We start from the raw sequence: 16963 nt of genomic DNA, 5'->3' as shown, positions 1-16963 counted from the left end.
GGAAGCGAGAGACGATGAATATCAAGACGGTAACAATGATTATTATAAAAACGGTAAAAAATATCGTCTGTTCAAATAAAATTGTTCTCAATGTAGCATCATAATCAGAAACCGAATTCGTAGAGCAAACCAACCAATTTAGAGTATCATACATACTGCAAGCGGCTAATTTTTCATTACCGTCTATGTCATATGAAAATGTTTTGCCGTTATGTTGATTGTAGTAGCTTATAAAATTTTCTACCACTTTTGCACTATTTTCATCTTTTTCAACCACAAGCTTTCTGTCTGGATGATAAACCATGGTTTTTGCGCTCATGTCGATGATAAACACAACTCCGCTTGGACTATCTTTGATTCCACCAAGTGATTTGGCAAGCTCATCTATAAGCATATCCATTCCAAGTACCGCAACTACTTTTCCATTTACTACAACAGGTTTTACGGCACTCATTACAAGCAAGCCTTTTGATTTGGTTACATAAGGAGCTGTAAATGCAAGCCCTCCTTTTGCAACGGCGGTCTTATACCAACCGCGAGTTCTTGCATCGTATTGTTTATTTTGCATATTAAAAACAGCTACTTTAGGCTTCTTCCTATCTTCGGTTAATGATATGGTAGCCATTTCCCCGTCATTTGCAAAGCCTATAAAAAACTCCTCCAAGTTCATAAAAGTAGTTACATTAGCAAGGTCTTTTATCAAATTTGACCTGTCTCCAAAAAGCAGCTCATGGTTGTGCTCAAGATAACTTACCGCATCCTCTACAGCTTTTATCCTTGAGCTCATATACTCATCTACAAATATACTACTCGCAAGAGCCGTCGACTCCTTAGAACCGTGCGTGACATCTAAAAGAACGTCTTTTGTCTTACTGTAATTTATAATTGCCATTATAAAAAATACAACCGACAATAATAAAAATATACAAACAGCTATCTTGCTCGAAATTTTCCTCAACACCATAAACTCCTTTTTATATTTTTGTAAATTATTTTATTGGAGTTAATATTTTATTTATATAATATTAAATTACAATTAATCAATAAAATAAATTTGGTTTTTGTGTAAAATTTTAGTTTCTTTTGGTATAGAAATTTCTCTTAAATTCGCTAAATTTACCTTGCAATATCGCCTCTCTCATCTGCTTCATCAAATTTAGATAGTAGTGCAAGTTATGCAGACTTGCTAAGCGGAAAAATGTAAGTTCGCGCGCTTTATAGAGATGATTTAGGTAGCCGCGCGAGTAGTTTTGGCAAGTATAGCATGAGCACTCAGGGTCTATTGGTGCGTGATCGTTTATAAATTTGGCCGATTTGATATTTATCTTGCCAAAGCTTGTAAATAAAGTTCCGTTTCGCGCATTTCTGGTCGGCATTACACAGTCAAACATATCAACTCCACGCTCTACGTTTTCTACCAAATCTTCAGGCGTTCCAACTCCCATGAGGTATCGCGGGCGATTTGCGTCTATATAAGGCATAACTCCCTCGACCGTATCATACATCTGCTCGTTGCTCTCTCCTACGCTTAAGCCGCCTATCGCAAGTCCGTCAAATTCCATCTCGCAAAGCGCTTGGGCACAAAATTTACGCGCTTCATAGTCCGTTCCGCCTTGGATGATACCAAATATATTTTGCGTTAGTCCTGCACCGCTAGATTGTTTGAATTTGTGATAACCAATAGCCTCTTTAGCCCAACTTATCGTCCTTCTTATACTAAGCTCGACGCGTTTAGGCTCGGCTGGTAGGGCGATAAGATCATCAAGTATCATCATGATGTCTGAGTTTAGATCATACTGCGTATCAAGCACGCTTTTTGGCGTAAAATAGTGAGAGCTACCGTCTATATGGCTTTTAAAATGGATTCCGTGTTCATCAGGCTTTGAAATTTTACTAAGAGAAAACGCCTGAAAGCCGCCGCTATCGGTTAAAAAAGAGCGGTTAAATTTGCTAAATCCATGCAATCCACCAAATTCTTTTACGACTTTGCTAGTAGGGCGTAGATATAGGTGGTATGTGTTTCCTAAAATGATCTTGGCGTCTAAAATTTCCATCATGTCGTTTGCGTCTAAACTCTTAACGGCGCCAACTGTTCCTACAGGCATAAAAACGGGAGTTTGTATGGTTGAATGAGCTGTGGTTAAAGTGCCTGCGCGTGCGTTGCCGTCCGTTTTATCTATACTAAAAGTCATTTTGCTATAATGTCCTTTTTAAATTTTGGAGTTGTTATGAAAAATATTTTGATAATTGCAGATGGAATTGTAGCAAAACATTTCTTAGAAAGATTGTTTGTAACCAAGAACAGTTCGCATCACTACAGTATCATAACCCACAAAGAGGGCATCGTGCCTAACGGGCTTAGGATAGAAAATTTTTCATTTTATAACTTTGATCCAACCAGCCTTGATAGACTAAAACGCGTGGCTGATGGGTATTTTAGCCAGTTTTTGATAGTGCTTGAGGATAAATTTGAAGCTCTTAGCGTTTATAGAAATTTACGTCAAATAAGCAAAAAAACCGACATGCTTATCTTTGATACGTGGGGGCTTAATGACGATAATGAAATAATCCAAGATAAGCATTTGACGCTACTTGACGGACGAAATATAATGACAATTAGGCTTATGGACTATCTTCCGGATATGCCGGTGATAGCCGATAATATAGGTCTTGGCGAAGGCGAGATAATGGAGGTCAAAGTTCCTGTGGGAAGCTCTTTCATGTATCGCCACATAGGCTCCGTGCAGCAGAAAAAATGGCGTATCGCTATGGTTTATCGTGGATCAAATTTTATGATAGCGCGTCCAAATTTGATGATCTTGCCAAACGATACCTTGCTCATAGTCGGCGAACCAAGTGTGCTTTTAAGCGTATTTAAAAGCATAAAGCGTGAAAAAGGGCAGTTTCCTAGTCCGTTTGGGTTAAATTTATATACTCTTTTGGATATGAGAAACATGAGCCAAGACGAGTGCATGAGGCTGATTGACGAGAGTATAGCGCTAAATGAGCGTCTAAATAATCGTCGCTTGTATATAAAAGTGATAAACCCGACTATGAATCCTGTCTACGAGAGGCTAAAAGAGCTTGAAGACAGCTCCATAATCATATCTTTTGATTATTTCTCATGCTCGGCTAGTGTGATAAAGTCTGATATTTTGGCATTTGATATAGGGCTTGTGATAACCGATAATAAATTTTTTAAAGCCAACAAAAAGCTTTTGTTTGATATCAAAAAGCCTGTTATGAAGATAGGAGTCGGGAATTTAAGCCAACTTAAAAAGGGCGTTATATTAAGCGGAAGTGAGGATATGGAGAGCCACTCTTCGGTGATACTTGATTGTTGCTCGCAACTTGATGTGGATATCACGCTATATCATTTTGATACTATGAATTCAAACGATGATCAAAGTATCGTTGAGCACTTTGAAAATTTGTCTAAAATTTTTGGAAAGAAGGTTGAGATCATAAACGATAAGAGTGAAAATCCGCTCGTAAAACTTTCAAATGAAAAAAATCTGCTTCAGTTCATATCTTTTTCTAAAAAGATGAGCAGGAGGGATATTTTTGCTATTTTTTCAAACGATATGAACAGGCTTTATGGCAAATTAAGCGACAATATCCAAATTTTTATACCGATAAATTAGGAAATTTAGATAAAATAGAGTTAATAAAATATTAAGGTAAAGCGTGAAAATCGATATAAATTTAAAAGACGAATCAAGAAACTACACCGTTTTTATAAATGAGCTAAGAGAGCTTAAATTTGATACCAAAGTAGCCGTTATAACTAATCCGAAAGTCGCAGGATTGCACCTTAATAGCTTGCTTGAAAATTTAGAATGTAAAGAAAAATTTATAATAAGCGTGCCGGATGGCGAGGAATATAAAAACCTAAGCACTATAGAGCAAATTTTAGAAGAGCTTTTTACCAGCAAGCTTGATAGAAGTAGCGTTATCATAGCTTTTGGCGGCGGCGTGATAAGCGATATGGCGGGATTTGTGGCAAGTATTTATCAAAGAGGGATTAAGTTTATAAACATCCCTACCACGCTTCTAGCTCAAGTTGATGCAAGTGTGGGCGGAAAAACGGGAGTCAATAATAAATTCGGCAAAAACTTAATCGGCTCGTTTTATCAACCGCGAGCCGTTTATTGCGAGAGTAAATTTCTAAAAACGCTTCCAAAACGCGAATTTGTAGCAGGAGTAGCCGAAGCTATAAAGATGGCTGTGATGTTTGATAAAGATATGTTTGAGTGGCTTGAGGGCGCAAATTTGCAAGATGAAGCGAATTTACAGCAGCTTATATATAAAAGCGTGCTTTTAAAGGCTAAGGCCGTTGAGGCCGATGAGCTTGAAAAGGGCGTAAGAGCGGTGCTAAACTACGGACATACCTTTGCTCACGTGATAGAAAACGAGACTGAGTATAAGAAATTTTTACACGGTGAAGCCGTAGCCATCGGGATGAATATGGCTAACGCACTAGCCGTTAAACTAGGGCTTTTAAGCTCGGAAGAAAAAAACAGAGTTGAAAATTTGCTCCTTAAATTTAACCTTCCGACAAGATATAGCGTAGCTAACGCACACAGCTTTTATGAAGCGTTTTTCCTTGACAAGAAGAGTGAAAATTCAGCTATCAAATTTATCTTGGCAAAAGGAATTGGCGGATATGAGATAAGAAAAGATATCAATAAGGATATCGTAATGGAAATTTTAAGCGAGTTCAGATGAAAAAGTTGCTTGTATCTTTGGTTTTTTGCTTGTTTGCTTTTGGTGCAAATGAAGTGGCGCAGGATTATAACTCCACTAAAGAGGCCGCTTTGCTTGATTTAAGAACCGCACTTACCTCTATCGACGAGCAGTTATCGGGCAATATCTGGATAACCAGATACTCAAACTATAATACTTTTCAAAAGCTCACAGCCGAGCTTGCAGAGGTTGAAGCTAATTTAAAAAAAGTGCCTAAATCAAACAGCGAAAAGATGCTTGAACTGCAAAAAAAACAAAACACGCTAAGAGAGCAGATAGAGCTTTTAAAAGAATTTGAAAAAGCGCCATTTTCGAGTATGATCACGGCTCCGGAGATAGAAAATTTACAAAAGATCACAAATCCCGTGGCAGTTATCTCGGGATTTTCTTACATAAAGCAGCTTAGAAGCGAAAAGGACGAGTATAAAGAGCGCTTAACGGGACTTGATAAGATCATAACCGAACTTAATAAAAAAGAGGAAATTTTATCAAATATCGTAAGACTGAACGATGATGAAAAATTTAAGAGCGATCTTATAGAACTTAGGCAAGAGATAGTTGAATTTAACGCTGCTAGGGATATAGCCCAAACAACTTATAGCGTCTATGAAAAAAGAGTTAGCGAAGCTATGGATAGAGCAAGCGAGGATATAAAGGCTCAGGCTGTAAAAGCTCTTAATATTGCAATTTTATTAGTTATTATCATAGTTCTTTCGTTTTTATTTAAATTTATCACTAAAAAGACTATAGCTGACAACGAGCGCTTATATACGGCGAACAAATTTATAAATTTGGTAAATATCACTCTTGTTATCGTTATCTTGCTTTTTGCCTATATCGAAAACGTAACTTATCTGGTTACCGTGCTTGGTTTTGCCTCGGCGGGTATCGCTATTGCTATGAAAGATATGTTTATGAGCATGCTTGGCTGGACGGTTATCGTTTTTGGCGGTAGCTTTCACGTAGGGGATCGTATCAAGGTGCGAAAGGACGGTGAAAATTTCGTAGGCGACATCATTGATATCTCGCTTTTAAGGATGACGATTTATGAAGATGTAACTCTAAATACTTATATGTTTAATCGCCGTGCGGGTCGTATCATCTTCGTGCCAAACAACTATATATTTACTGATCTTATAGCCAATTTTTCACACCAAGGCATGAAGACGGTTTGGGACGGTATAGATATAACGCTTAGCTTTGACTCAAACCATAAAAAAGCGATGTATATCATGAAAAATATCGTGCGCAAATACTCCAAAGGCTACACCGATATCGCTAAAAAGCAGATGAGCAAGCTGAGAAATCAATACAGTATTAAAAATCCAAACGTGGAGCCTAGAATTTTTTCTCTGATCGAGCCTCACGGTATGAAAATTTCTGTTTGGTATATGACAAATTCCTTTGCTACGCTAACTCTTAGAAGCACGATAAGTGCCGAGATCATCGAAAGTTTTGCGGCGGAAGACGATATCGTGATAGCATATCCTACTCAGACTATTTATATGGATAAGCGTGTGCAGGCGGCAGAGAAAAAACCGATAGAAAATAGCGAAGAAGTAAGTTTATGAGAGAGAAAATTTACTTTAAAACCTTTGGATGTCGCACAAATATCTATGATACCGAGCTTATGAAAAGCTACATAAAAGACTACGATATCACAAACAACGAAAACGAAGCCGATATCGTAGTGATAAACTCATGCACCGTTACAAACAGTGCAGATAGCGGCACTAGAAGCTATATAAACAGCGTTAAAAAACGTGGCGCAAGGGTAATACTTACAGGATGCGGTGCGGTTAGTAAGGGCAGGGAGCTTTTTGATAAAAGCTCTGTTTTTGGTGTGATAGGGGCTAGTAAAAAGGAAGACATAAATTCGCTCTTAAAATTTAAAAACCCGTTTTTTGAGCTTGGAAATTTAGAAAGTATCGATAAAAATATCGTTACAAACTATGAAAATCACACCAAGGCTTTTATCAAAATTCAAGAAGGATGCGACTTCATCTGTAGCTACTGCATTATCCCCTCGGTACGTGGCAAAGCAAGAAGTATGGATGAAGAAAGCATACTAAAAGAGGCTAAAATTTTATCATCAAACGGCTATAACGAGCTGGTTTTAACCGGAACTAATATCGGCAGCTACGGCAAAGACACAGGCTCATCTCTTGGATATTTGCTTCATAGGCTTGGCAAGCTTAGCGGCATAAAGCGAATTCGCCTTGGAAGTATCGAGCCAAGCCAGATAGATGAGAGCTTTAGAGAAATTTTAAAAGAAAGTTGGCTGGAAAGACATCTTCATATCGCGCTTCAGCATACAAGCGAAGATATGCTTAGGATAATGAGACGCAGAAACAGGGCGCTTAAAGATATTGAGCTGTTTTTAGAACTAGCGGAGCTTGGATTTGCTCTTGGGACTGATTTTATAGTAGGACATCCGGGAGAGAGCGAGCAAATTTGGACCGAGGCACTAGAAAATTTTAAGAAATTTCCACTCACTCACTTGCACTGCTTTGCTTATTCACCAAGAAATAATACTCACTCTGCTACGATGAAGATCGATGTAAGCGGTGATGTGGCAAAAAAGAGGATGAAAATTCTCCAAGAGATAGTGGTGCAAAATAATTTGAAATTTAGAAGTGATAATAAGACAGCTTTAAATATCTTAGTTGAACAGAGAAACGGCGAATTTTATGAAGGATTTGATCAATTTTATAACAAAGCTAAGATAAAAACTAAAAAAGATATACAAAAAGAGTGGGTGGTGTTAGATGAGTATGAGATCAAAAGTGAGGCAAACTATGCGCAAATTTAAACTTGGCAAAAAGGGAATCATTTTGGCTCTAGCCTTAATACTGGCTATCTTGATGCTTAATGTGGTCTTAAGCAACAGACCTAAAAGCCTAATATATGAAAGTTACGAGCAATTACTTGACGGAAATTTGATCAAAAAAGCCATGGTGGCGCAAGATGAGATAATCATAACAACCAGCGGCGGACACAAATACTCTATCGTTAAAGATGGAATCGATATGAATAAATTGGTTCAAAAAGTGCCCGTAAGTATAGATAAAGAGTACCCTATCGTGCAAGAAATTTTAGCGATCATTTTTCTTATCGGGCTTGGTTACGGCGCGCTGTTTTTTTATACAAGATTTAAGCTAAGACAAAAAAACGAAAGCAAAAATAGCGAAAAAGTTAATGTTTATGATTCTGAAAATATCTTTGCAAGCTCGGTGATGCCTGCTATCTCAAACGTAAGCTTTAGCGATGTAGCGGGCATAAGAGACGTAAAATTTGAGCTTAGCGAGATAGTGGATTTCTTAAAAAATCCTATTAAATATAAAAAATTCGGTATCAAAATGCCAAAAGGCGTGCTTATGATAGGACCTCCCGGAGTCGGTAAGACGCTTGTGGCAAAGGCCGTAGCTGGAGAGGCTAACGTACCGTTTTTTTACCAAAGCGGTGCGGCGTTTGTGCAAATTTACGTAGGAATGGGGGCAAAAAGGGTTAGAGAGCTGTTTTTAAAGGCTAAGGCTTATGCTCCTTCGATAATCTTTATCGACGAGATAGACGCAGTGGGTAAAGTGCGCGGCGGAAGTAGAAACGATGAGCGCGAGGCTACACTAAATCAGCTTCTTACCGAAATGGACGGCTTTGAGGATAACTCGGGCGTCATAGTGATAGCTGCAACAAATAGGATCGAGATGATAGACGAGGCATTGCTTCGCTCGGGCAGGTTTGATAGGAGAATTTATCTATCGATGCCTGATTTTTCAGACAGAGTTGAAATTTTAAAATCGTATCTGAAAGATAAAAGCTCTAGCGTATCGCCTGAGGATATCGCTAAGATAAGTGTCGGTTTTTCAGGAGCCGCACTTGCCACTTTGGTTAATGAAGCGGCCATAAACGCACTTAGGAACAACAAAGGCACAATAGATATGAGTGATTTTGAAAGCGTGCTTAATAAAGTCTTGCTTGGTAAAAAACGAGTGCTTAGCTATAGCGACGAAGAGAAGAAAATTCAAGCTCTTTATCAGAGCGCAAAGGCTCTAAGTGCTTATTGGTTTGGGGTTGAATTTGAAAAAATTTCACTTGTGGAAGATCACTTCAGAGCTGCCGAGCGAGAGATAGAGTCCAAGACTCAAATGCTTTCTCGCATAAAGGTATGCTTAGCCGGTATGAGTGCGCTAAAAGAGAGTAGGGATGATGTGTTTTCAAATGCGCATAGCGACATAGCAAAAGCAAAAGAGATCGCTCAAAATATGGTCTTTGAATACGGCATGGGCAAAACCCTTGTGCCAAATCCTGCCGACGTTGAGGCTATACTTCAAGAGGCTTACGGTGAGATATCGGAATTTTTACGCGGTATGAAGGATCAAACGGAAAGAATTTGCGAATACATACTAGCAAATGAAAGTATAGACAAGGCGAGTATTAAAAATATAATACAAAGCTCTTATGAATGATTTGCAATAATATGCTAAAATCGCACATATTTTAAAAACGGAGTAAAATTTATGAAGATAAAAATAGGAATTTTAACGCTTAGCGATAGAGCTAGCGACGGTACTTACGAGGATTTATCAGGGCCTGCGATAAAAGAAGTTTTAGACGGTTGGATAACAAGTGAATGTGAGTATGTATATGAGGTGATTCCCGATGAATTTGAGTTAATCAAAGAAAGACTCATAAACATGAGCGATAACTTAAAATGCGATCTCATACTAACAACAGGCGGCACGGGTCCTGCACTTCGCGACGTAACTCCTGAGGCGACTGAGGCTGTTTGTGAAAAGATGATGCCGGGCTTTGGCGAGCTTATGAGAACCGCAAGCTTAAAGTACGTCCCTACAGCTATTTTATCACGTCAAACCGCAGGAATTCGTAAAAACAGCCTGATAGTAAATTTGCCTGGCAACCCAAAGGCCATTCGTGAGTGTTTAGAGCCGATATTTCCTGCAATTCCGTATTGTATAGACCTTATAGAGGGCGGATATATACAAACCGATGAAAATATAATGAAGGTCTTTAGACCAAAGCAAAAGAAGATTTCTTAATACAATTAAAAGAGAGGCTAAGACTCTCTTTTGTTATTTTTTTTACTTTTTATATAGATATAAATCGCTGTTATAACCGCTAAAATTACGAGTATTGATATGATTATATTTTTAAACAGCTCTTTATCGTAATTTGTCCCTAAATAATATCCCACTGCAAGTAAAATCGCCACCCAAATTCCAGCACCTAGTGTCGTATATAGAGAAAATTTAAGCAGATTCATCTTGGCAAGTCCTGCAGGAAGACTGATGTATTGACGAATTCCAGGAATTAACCTGCAATTAAATGTAGAAATTTCACCGTGCTTATTAAAGAAATTTTCAAATTTTTGCATTTTTTCTTCTGTAATTCCTACAAATTTGCCGTATTTTTCTATCAGACCTCTTCCGAAAAAATAGCACAAGTAGTAGTTAAACACAGCCCCTCCTAAAGAGCCTCCTGTGCCCGCTAAAAAGGCTATAATGATGTTCATTTCGCCTTTGCTTGCAAGATATCCCGCAGGTATCATAACTATCTCGCTAGGAAATGGAAAAAACGAACTTTCCAAAAACATCATGCAAAATATGCCGATATATCCCCAGTCGCTAACGGTCTGAACTATGAAATTTATAATATCGTTAAGCAAAAAAGCCCTTTATAATTTAAATTTAAAGAGAGATTGTAGTGAAATTTGATTTAAAACTTTATTTCAAAAGAGACTTGGTAAGTCTTTTTATTTAAAACACAGGCAATATCGCGCCTTGATAGCGTTTGATTATAAATTCTTTCGCTTGAGGGTTTGCTATGGCATCATCAAGCGCTTTTATCTTATCGCTACTATTGTATTGGTGTAAGGACTATCGATATCTTTCATAACAAGAGCTACTTTTGACGGGGTCATATCCATATCAGGCATTAAATTTGTGCTGATCGCCGCCAGATCTACATCGTCAAATGAGTGCTGGATTTGCGCCTCTTTAAGCTCTATAAATTTTAGGTTTTTAGGATTTTTCACAATATCGTGTAAAGTGGCTTGAGTAGCTTTTTTATATATCTTCATAATGCCATTTTATTGATAATTCTAAGCACTATGTTGCCGTTGCTAGAATCGTATGTGATAGCGACTTTCGAATTTTTTAGACATTTGATGTTTTTTGCAGTAAAAGCCCATCTGTTCAATATGAACGCCTACGGTTTTAATCAAATTTAAGCCTAGGTTTTTATTTTACTCATCAAAATACGGCAAAGGTTGGAATGAATTTGCATCAAGATTGCCTTGATATGTGGCTATATTTTTGGGGTAAAGCAATGAATTATCTCTTTTATCACAAATTTATAAAATTAAAGTTAAAAGCTTTTGTGTGAAAGCAAAGGAGGGCGAACCCTCCAAAAGTAAATTAAAATGACGGAAGTATAGCGCCTTCGTATTTGCTCTTTATAAAGCTTCTGATCTCATCTGAATTTATGGCTTTATTCAAAGCTTTTGTTTTAGAGCTATTTTCATTACCAGCTTTTACTACTACGTAGTTTGTATAAGGACTTTCTGTGCTCTCAAGAGCAAGTGCGTCTTTTGATGGGTTTAGCTTGGCATTTAGAGCGTAGTTTGTGTTGATAACAGCTATAGTTACATCTCCAAGCGTTCTTGGAATTTGCGCCGCTTCGATCTCGCTAAATTTTAGATTTTTAGGATTTTCCACGATATCAAGTGGAGTTTTAAGTGGATTATCGTTTAGTTTGATAAGTCCTGCGCTTGCAAGCACGTCTAGTGCGCGACTTTCGTTTGTAGGATCATTTGGTATCGCTACGGTGTCGCCGTTTTTTAGCTCGTTTAGATCTTTTATTTTAGCCGAATAAACTCCCATTGGCTCAAGGTGAACACCTACTGTTTTAACCAGATGAGTGCCTTTGTTTTTATTAAATTCGTTTAAGTAAGGCAAATGCTGGAAGAAATTTGCATCAAGATCACCGTCTTCGGTTGCTAAATTTGGGATCGTGTAGTCGTTAAACTCTTTTATTTCAAGCTTAAAGCCTTCTTTTTCAAGTAGAGGTTTGGCAACTTCAAGAATTTCTGCGTGAGGAACAGGTGTAGCGCCAACTATGATTGTTTTAGCTTTATCGGCTGAGCTTAAAGTTACTGCAAGTAGTGCACCAAGTAGAATTTTAGAAAATTTCATTTTTTATCCTTTAAATTTTAAATGCAGCTAATTCATTTAAAAGGATAGTATAGGCGAGAAGCTTATTAAATTTCTTTTTAAATGTTTAGCTTGAACTAAGCACTTAAAAAGAAATTTGTGCTTAGCGTTAGTCTTTCGACGACTTAAATTTTACACAACGACACATTTCGCACATATCTGATTTCATTTCAATCCTTTCTTTTGAAATAATTTTGAGATTGTAGATAAAAAATATTTAAAAAAAAATAAAAGTAGCACAAAATGCTACTTTTTTGTTATTTTGTAGAGTAAATTTCCGATTGATTGGAAAATTTGAACCATTATGATTAAGATAACTACGGTATAAAGCATTATGTCAGGCCTAAAGCGTTGATATCCGTAGTTGATCGCAACCGCTCCAAGACCGCCCCCACCGACCGCTCCTGCCATTGCCGAAAAGCCGACTATAACTATCAAAGTAAGGGTTATGGCAGATATTATGCCGGGAAGCGCTTCAACGAACATTATCTTAAATATGATCTGCGAATTTGATGCTCCAAAGCTCTTTGCAGCTTCAATTATACCTTTATCAACCTCTTTTAGTGCGCTTTCAATGAGCCTTGCGATAAAAGGAGCGGCACCTATAGTTAGTGGAACTATCGCAGCCGTAGTGCCTATGCTTGTTCCGACTATCATCTTAGTAAATGGGAAAAGTACGATGATGAGTATTATAAACGGAAAGCTTCTAAGCGTATTTACAAGTATGTCAAGCACGAAATATAGCTTTTTGTTAGGCTTAAGTCCGTCTTTATCGCTAAGCACTAAAAGCACTGCGGGAATAAGCCCAAGTAAAAATGCTAAAAACGTAGAAACCAAGCTCATATAAAGCGTCTCATTTATCGCAGGAAGTAAAATTCGCTCAAACACGCTTAGAAATTTAGAAAAATCTATCCCAAACATTACGCCACCTCCCATAAAACGCCACTTTGCTTGATATACTCTAGCACTTTTTGCTCGTCTTCTTTATCTATGTTTATCACAAGCGAGCCAAGGACGTTTTCGTTTAGCTTTTCAAGCTTGCCCCAGACTATGTTAAAATCGACATTTAGCGTTCGCGCCATATGAGTTATGATACTTTTTTGCGCTACTTCTTTTGGAAAAAACAAGCGTATATTAACACCACTTTGAGGCAAAATTTCAACCTCTCCTAAAAATTCCTTCATCTTCTCATCAGGCTTTAAAAATAGCTCTTCGATGCTTCCTGAGCCTATGATTTTGCCGTGTTCTAGTAGGATCGCTCTATGTGCGGTTGATTTTACCACTTCCATCTCGTGAGTAACGATAACTATGCTTATTTTTAACTCGCGATTGATCTTTTTTAAAAGCTCGAGAATCGAATTTGTCGTATTTGGATCAAGGGCCGAAGTCGCCTCGTCGCTTAGTAAAATTTTAGGATTTAAGGCAAGCGCTCTAGCTATGGCTACGCGTTGTTTTTGACCACCGCTTAGTTCGCTTGGATAGCTTTTTGATTTGTTGCTTAGTCCTACAAGATCAAGCAACTCGCTTACTCTTTTTTGAATTTCGCTTTTTGGATATTTCCAAAACTCAAGCGGCGTTGCGACATTATCAAATACGTTTTTTCTAGCCATCAGGGCAAAATGCTGAAATATCATACCGACATCTTTCCTAAAATGTCTAAGCTCATTTGCGCTGATATCTTTTATCTCTTTGCCATATACTTTAACAGAGCCGCTTTTGTAGCTCTCAAGTCCATTTATGCAGCGAAGCAGGGTGGATTTACCCGCTCCGCTATGTCCGACAAGTGCAAAAATTTCGCTCTCATTTACCGTAAAACTAACATCATCTATGACTCTTGTATCGCCATAGTATTTGATTAAATTCGAAATTTCTATCATTAAATTTTCATGCCTTATTATTTAAATAGAAAATAATAAATTACATAAAACCAACTGAGAAATCCATGTATAATCGCCCATAAAATACTTTTGTTTGCGCCCCACGATAGAGCTACCGCAACAACAGTGCCTAGTGTAAATCCACCAAATCCTAAACCCTTCATGTTCATCCTTTCTACGGTTATTATCTTTTATTTTTAATTAGCAAATGATATATCACATAAAACCAGCTAAAAAATCCATGAATTATAGCCCACAAAATGCTTTTGTTTGCGCCCCAAGAAAGAGCAACCGCTATTAGCGTTCCGAGTGAAAAACCGCCTATTCCAAAATATTGCATTCTTTCTCCTTCCTAAAAATTTATTTGCTGAATTTTTTAAGCTCAGCTTCTACTTTTTCAAACTGCTCTTTTGCGCTTGCAAGACCAGCTTTGTTTGTCTCTATGACATCAGCAGGAGCATTTGCCACAAATTTTTCGTTATTAAGCATGTTTGAAAGCTTAATTATCTCTTTTTCAAGCTTGTTTTTCTGCGCGGTTAATCTGCTTATCATCGCCGACATATCAACTCCTTCAAGCGAGATAAATACCTCTAAATTTTCGCTTACATCGCATACAGCGTCATCTATCTTGCTGCTTACAAATTCAATTTGTTCGCATTTGGCAAGTAGGGCGATATACTCTTTTGCCTCGCTTAAATTTTCGCTTCTATTTAGCTTTACATAAGCCTTTGAGATCTTTGAATTTCCTAGATCGATAGTCGCTTTTGCACGTCTTATAGCTACTATCGCTTCGATTACGAGTGAAAAAATTCTTTCGATCTCTAAATTTTGCCCTTTTATCTCAGGATAGCGCGAGATCATTATCGAGCTAGAGTTTTCTAAATTTGTACCGCTTAGCTCGTGATATAGGTATTCGCTTATAAAAGGCATAAAAGGACTTAGTAGCCTCATCGCCTCTTTAAACACACTTCCAAGCTCTTTTACGCTACTTTTATCGGCTTTGCTAAGCTCGATTCCCCAGTCGCAAAATTCATCCCAAAGGAATTTATAAAGTGCATTTGCAGCGTCATTAAATCGGTAAGCGTCGATATTTTCGCGCACCTGTTTAACGCACTCGTTAAAGCGGCTAGCCATATAAATTCCAAGCTTTGTTTTAAGCTCTATCTTATGAAGATCTTCAAATTTGCTCTCGTTTAACAGTAAGTATTTGCTAGCGTTATAAAGCTTGTTAGTAAAATTTCTTACCAGCTTCATCTTATCTTCGCTAAGCTTTATGTCGCGTCCTTGAACCGCAAGCAAGGCAAGCGTAAAGCGCAAGATGTCCGCACTATACTCCTCAATACTATCAAGCGGATCTATGACGTTTCCAAGGCTTTTACTCATCTTTCTGCCTTGCTCGTCCTTAACTAAAGCATGCAGGTATATATCGCTAAAAGGAAGCTTGCCTAGTGCATTTTGCCCCTGAAACATCATCCTTGCAACCCAGAAAAATAGTATATCAAAGCCTGTTATCAGTAGGTTATTTGGATAAAATTCTTTTAAATCCTCTTCAAACCATTTTTCATCTTTAAGCTCATCGCCGTTACCCCAGCCAAGCGTGCTAAAAGGCCAAAGACCGCTAGAGAACCAAGTATCAAGCACGTCCGGATCTTGATGGAAATTTTTGCTTTTACACTTTCTGCACTCTGTCGGTTCGCCCTCATCAGCCCACTCATGGCCGCAATCATCGCAATAAAAAACGGGAATTTGATGTCCCCACCAAAGCTGGCGAGATATACACCAGTCGCGAAGTTCTCTCATCCAAGCGTTAAAGCTATTTATCCAGTGCGGAGGATAAAATTTAGCAAGCCCTGCGCTTACGTCAGCTATAGCTTGATCGGCTATCTCGCGTTTTACAAACCACTGCTTTGAGATGTAAGGCTCTACGACATTTTTGCAGCGGTAGCAGTAGCCTACTTGATTTTCATAGTCTTCAATCTTTTCGATATTGCCGATTTTTTCAAGCTCTGAAACGATAACATCTCTTGCTTCAAGGCGCTCAAGACCCTTAAACTGCGCGCACTCTTCGTTTAGAATTCCGGCCTCGTCAAAGCATGTGATGAACTCCAAATTATGGCGCTTGCCGACTTCGTAGTCATTCATATCGTGAGCCGGAGTAACTTTAACAAGTCCTGTTCCAAACTCCATATCCACGTGCTCATCGGCAATTATCTCTATCTCGCGGTTTATGATGGGCAAGATTACTTTTTTACCTATCAAATGTTTATATCTTTCGTCGTTTGGATTGACCATTACGGCTGTATCGCCGAAGTAGGTTTCAGGACGAGTCGTAGCGACTACTACAAATTTGCTAGGCTCATCGGCAAAATAATACTTTATATGATAAAGTTTGCCTTTGTTGTCTTTGTGCTCAACCTCGATATCGCTAAGCGCTCCGTCGTGCGTGCACCAGTTTATCATGTAGTTTCCGCGAATGATGGTACCGTTTTCATAAAGCTTTACAAAGGCTTTTTTAACGGCTTTTTTAAGCCCCTCATCCATGGTAAATCTTTGGCGACTCCAAGCAGGAGTTATCCCAAGACGGCGCATCTGATGAACTATCATGCCACCGCTTTTTTCCTTCCATTGCCATACACGATTTACAAACTCTTCGCGTCCTATGCTCTCTTTTGTTATTCCTTGAGCTAAAAGCTGTTTTTCAACGACGTTTTGAGTGGCTATGCCTGCGTGATCAAGTCCAGGCTGCCAAAGCGTCTTGTAGCCGTCCATTCTTTTATATCTTGTCATTATGTCTTGAAGCGTAAAGGTAAGAGAGTGTCCTATGTGAAGAGAACCGGTTACGTTTGGAGGAGGCATCATAATGCAAAATTTACGACCTTCTTTTTGGATATCTTTGTTTGCGTCAATCTCGAAATATCCGCGCTCTTCCCAAATTTTATAAAATTTTTCTTCAACCTCTTTTGCGTTGTAAAAACTCACTTCAAATCCTTTTAGGTTTTATCAAAAATGCTCGATTTTATCAGAATTTTACTAATAGGGCGATTAAATTTATAAAAGTAGGCTGAAATTTAAGGATAATAAAAGCGGCTTTAATTAACAAAGCCGCTTTTT

15 protein-coding genes are annotated in these 16963 nt (G+C 38.2%); 6 read left to right on the top strand and 9 right to left on the bottom strand.

Features of this window, described 5'->3' with window-relative positions; translation table 11 throughout:
* Positions 1–961: cache domain-containing protein (locus CDOM15925_RS03130; protein WP_211436654.1), on the bottom strand; the 961-nt coding region annotated here is incomplete at its 3' end.
* 112 nt (positions 962–1073) lie between these two features.
* Positions 1074–2192 (bottom strand): tRNA guanosine(34) transglycosylase Tgt, encoded by a 1119-nt coding sequence (tgt, locus tag CDOM15925_RS03125; RefSeq protein ID WP_169940995.1) that lies wholly within the window; start codon positions 2190–2192, stop codon positions 1074–1076.
* 36 nt (positions 2193–2228) lie between these two features.
* Between tgt and CDOM15925_RS03120 the strand changes: the two genes are divergently transcribed.
* From CDOM15925_RS03120 to mog, 6 genes are read left to right on the top strand one after another with little or no spacing between them, the layout of a single operon-like run.
* A complete protein-coding gene (locus tag CDOM15925_RS03120; RefSeq protein ID WP_169940993.1) occupies positions 2229–3644 on the top strand; it encodes a COG3400 family protein in 1416 nt (471 codons plus the stop codon).
* Between the two features lie 43 nt (positions 3645–3687).
* Positions 3688–4728 (top strand): 3-dehydroquinate synthase, encoded by a 1041-nt coding sequence (gene aroB, locus CDOM15925_RS03115; RefSeq protein ID WP_169940991.1) that lies wholly within the window; start codon positions 3688–3690, stop codon positions 4726–4728.
* Complete coding sequence (locus tag CDOM15925_RS03110; RefSeq protein WP_169940989.1) at positions 4725–6317, top strand: mechanosensitive ion channel domain-containing protein; 1593 nt, start codon at positions 4725–4727, stop codon at positions 6315–6317. Before aroB ends, CDOM15925_RS03110 begins: the two co-directional genes overlap by 4 nt.
* Positions 6314–7558: a tRNA (N(6)-L-threonylcarbamoyladenosine(37)-C(2))-methylthiotransferase MtaB gene (mtaB, locus tag CDOM15925_RS03105; protein WP_169940987.1), complete on the top strand. Its 1245-nt coding sequence runs from the start codon at positions 6314–6316 to the stop codon at positions 7556–7558. The genes CDOM15925_RS03110 and mtaB overlap by 4 nt, the downstream gene beginning before the upstream one ends.
* A complete protein-coding gene (locus CDOM15925_RS03100) occupies positions 7545–9212 on the top strand; it encodes an AAA family ATPase (RefSeq protein ID WP_169940985.1) in 1668 nt (555 codons plus the stop codon). The genes mtaB and CDOM15925_RS03100 overlap by 14 nt, the downstream gene beginning before the upstream one ends.
* A 51-nt stretch (positions 9213–9263) precedes the next feature.
* Complete coding sequence (gene mog, locus CDOM15925_RS03095; protein WP_169940983.1) at positions 9264–9803, top strand: molybdopterin adenylyltransferase; 540 nt, start codon at positions 9264–9266, stop codon at positions 9801–9803.
* Positions 9804–9820: 17 nt separating this feature from the next.
* Here the strand turns inward: mog and CDOM15925_RS03090 are convergent, their stop codons facing one another.
* The 7 genes from CDOM15925_RS03090 to CDOM15925_RS03060 form a co-directional block, all read right to left on the bottom strand.
* Complete coding sequence (locus CDOM15925_RS03090) at positions 9821–10429, bottom strand: DedA family protein (RefSeq protein ID WP_169940981.1); 609 nt, start codon at positions 10427–10429, stop codon at positions 9821–9823.
* Between the two features lie 177 nt (positions 10430–10606).
* Entirely contained in the window at positions 10607–10843 is a 237-nt protein-coding gene (locus CDOM15925_RS03085; protein WP_169940979.1) for a MetQ/NlpA family ABC transporter substrate-binding protein, read from the bottom strand.
* 337 nt (positions 10844–11180) lie between these two features.
* Entirely contained in the window at positions 11181–11957 is a 777-nt protein-coding gene (locus tag CDOM15925_RS03080) for a MetQ/NlpA family ABC transporter substrate-binding protein (protein WP_169940977.1), read from the bottom strand.
* A gap of 264 nt (positions 11958–12221) precedes the next feature.
* The gene (locus tag CDOM15925_RS03075) at positions 12222–12896 is read right to left on the bottom strand and encodes a methionine ABC transporter permease (protein WP_169940975.1); all 675 of its coding nucleotides are present in this window, start codon (positions 12894–12896) and stop codon (positions 12222–12224) included.
* Positions 12896–13852 (bottom strand): methionine ABC transporter ATP-binding protein, encoded by a 957-nt coding sequence (locus CDOM15925_RS03070; protein ID WP_169940973.1) that lies wholly within the window; start codon positions 13850–13852, stop codon positions 12896–12898. The genes CDOM15925_RS03075 and CDOM15925_RS03070 overlap by 1 nt, the downstream gene beginning before the upstream one ends.
* A gap of 184 nt (positions 13853–14036) precedes the next feature.
* Positions 14037–14192, bottom strand: a complete 156-nt coding sequence (locus CDOM15925_RS03065) for a hypothetical protein (RefSeq protein ID WP_169940971.1) — start codon at positions 14190–14192, stop codon at positions 14037–14039.
* Between the two features lie 20 nt (positions 14193–14212).
* Complete coding sequence (locus CDOM15925_RS03060) at positions 14213–16831, bottom strand: valine--tRNA ligase (RefSeq protein WP_169940969.1); 2619 nt, start codon at positions 16829–16831, stop codon at positions 14213–14215.
* Positions 16832–16963 lie beyond the last annotated feature (132 nt).

This window comes from Campylobacter sp. RM15925 (genome assembly GCF_012978775.1).
Classification (GTDB): Bacteria; Campylobacterota; Campylobacteria; order Campylobacterales; family Campylobacteraceae; genus Campylobacter_A; species Campylobacter_A canis.
The sequence above is the reverse complement of the archived record's forward strand: the minus strand, read 5'-3'. Positions and strand labels throughout refer to the sequence as shown.

Bases quoted from the DNA above. Each gene is read 5' to 3' on its own strand.
- CDOM15925_RS03070 (WP_169940973.1), bottom strand. From the start codon at position 13,852: ATGATAGAAATTTCGAATTTAATCAAATACTATGGCGATACAAGAGTC.
- CDOM15925_RS03065 (WP_169940971.1), bottom strand. From the start codon at position 14,192: ATGCAATATTTTGGAATAGGCGGTTTTTCACTCGGAACGCTAATAGCG.
- CDOM15925_RS03080 (WP_169940977.1), bottom strand. From the start codon at position 11,957: ATGAAATTTTCTAAAATTCTACTTGGTGCACTACTTGCAGTAACTTTA.
- tgt (WP_169940995.1), bottom strand. From the start codon at position 2,192: ATGACTTTTAGTATAGATAAAACGGACGGCAACGCACGCGCAGGCACT.
- mtaB (WP_169940987.1), top strand. From the start codon at position 6,314: ATGAGAGAGAAAATTTACTTTAAAACCTTTGGATGTCGCACAAATATC.
- CDOM15925_RS03085 (WP_169940979.1), bottom strand. From the start codon at position 10,843: ATGAAGATATATAAAAAAGCTACTCAAGCCACTTTACACGATATTGTG.
- CDOM15925_RS03120 (WP_169940993.1), top strand. From the start codon at position 2,229: ATGAAAAATATTTTGATAATTGCAGATGGAATTGTAGCAAAACATTTC.
- mog (WP_169940983.1), top strand. From the start codon at position 9,264: ATGAAGATAAAAATAGGAATTTTAACGCTTAGCGATAGAGCTAGCGAC.
- CDOM15925_RS03110 (WP_169940989.1), top strand. From the start codon at position 4,725: ATGAAAAAGTTGCTTGTATCTTTGGTTTTTTGCTTGTTTGCTTTTGGT.
- CDOM15925_RS03100 (WP_169940985.1), top strand. From the start codon at position 7,545: ATGCGCAAATTTAAACTTGGCAAAAAGGGAATCATTTTGGCTCTAGCC.
- CDOM15925_RS03075 (WP_169940975.1), bottom strand. From the start codon at position 12,896: ATGTTTGGGATAGATTTTTCTAAATTTCTAAGCGTGTTTGAGCGAATT.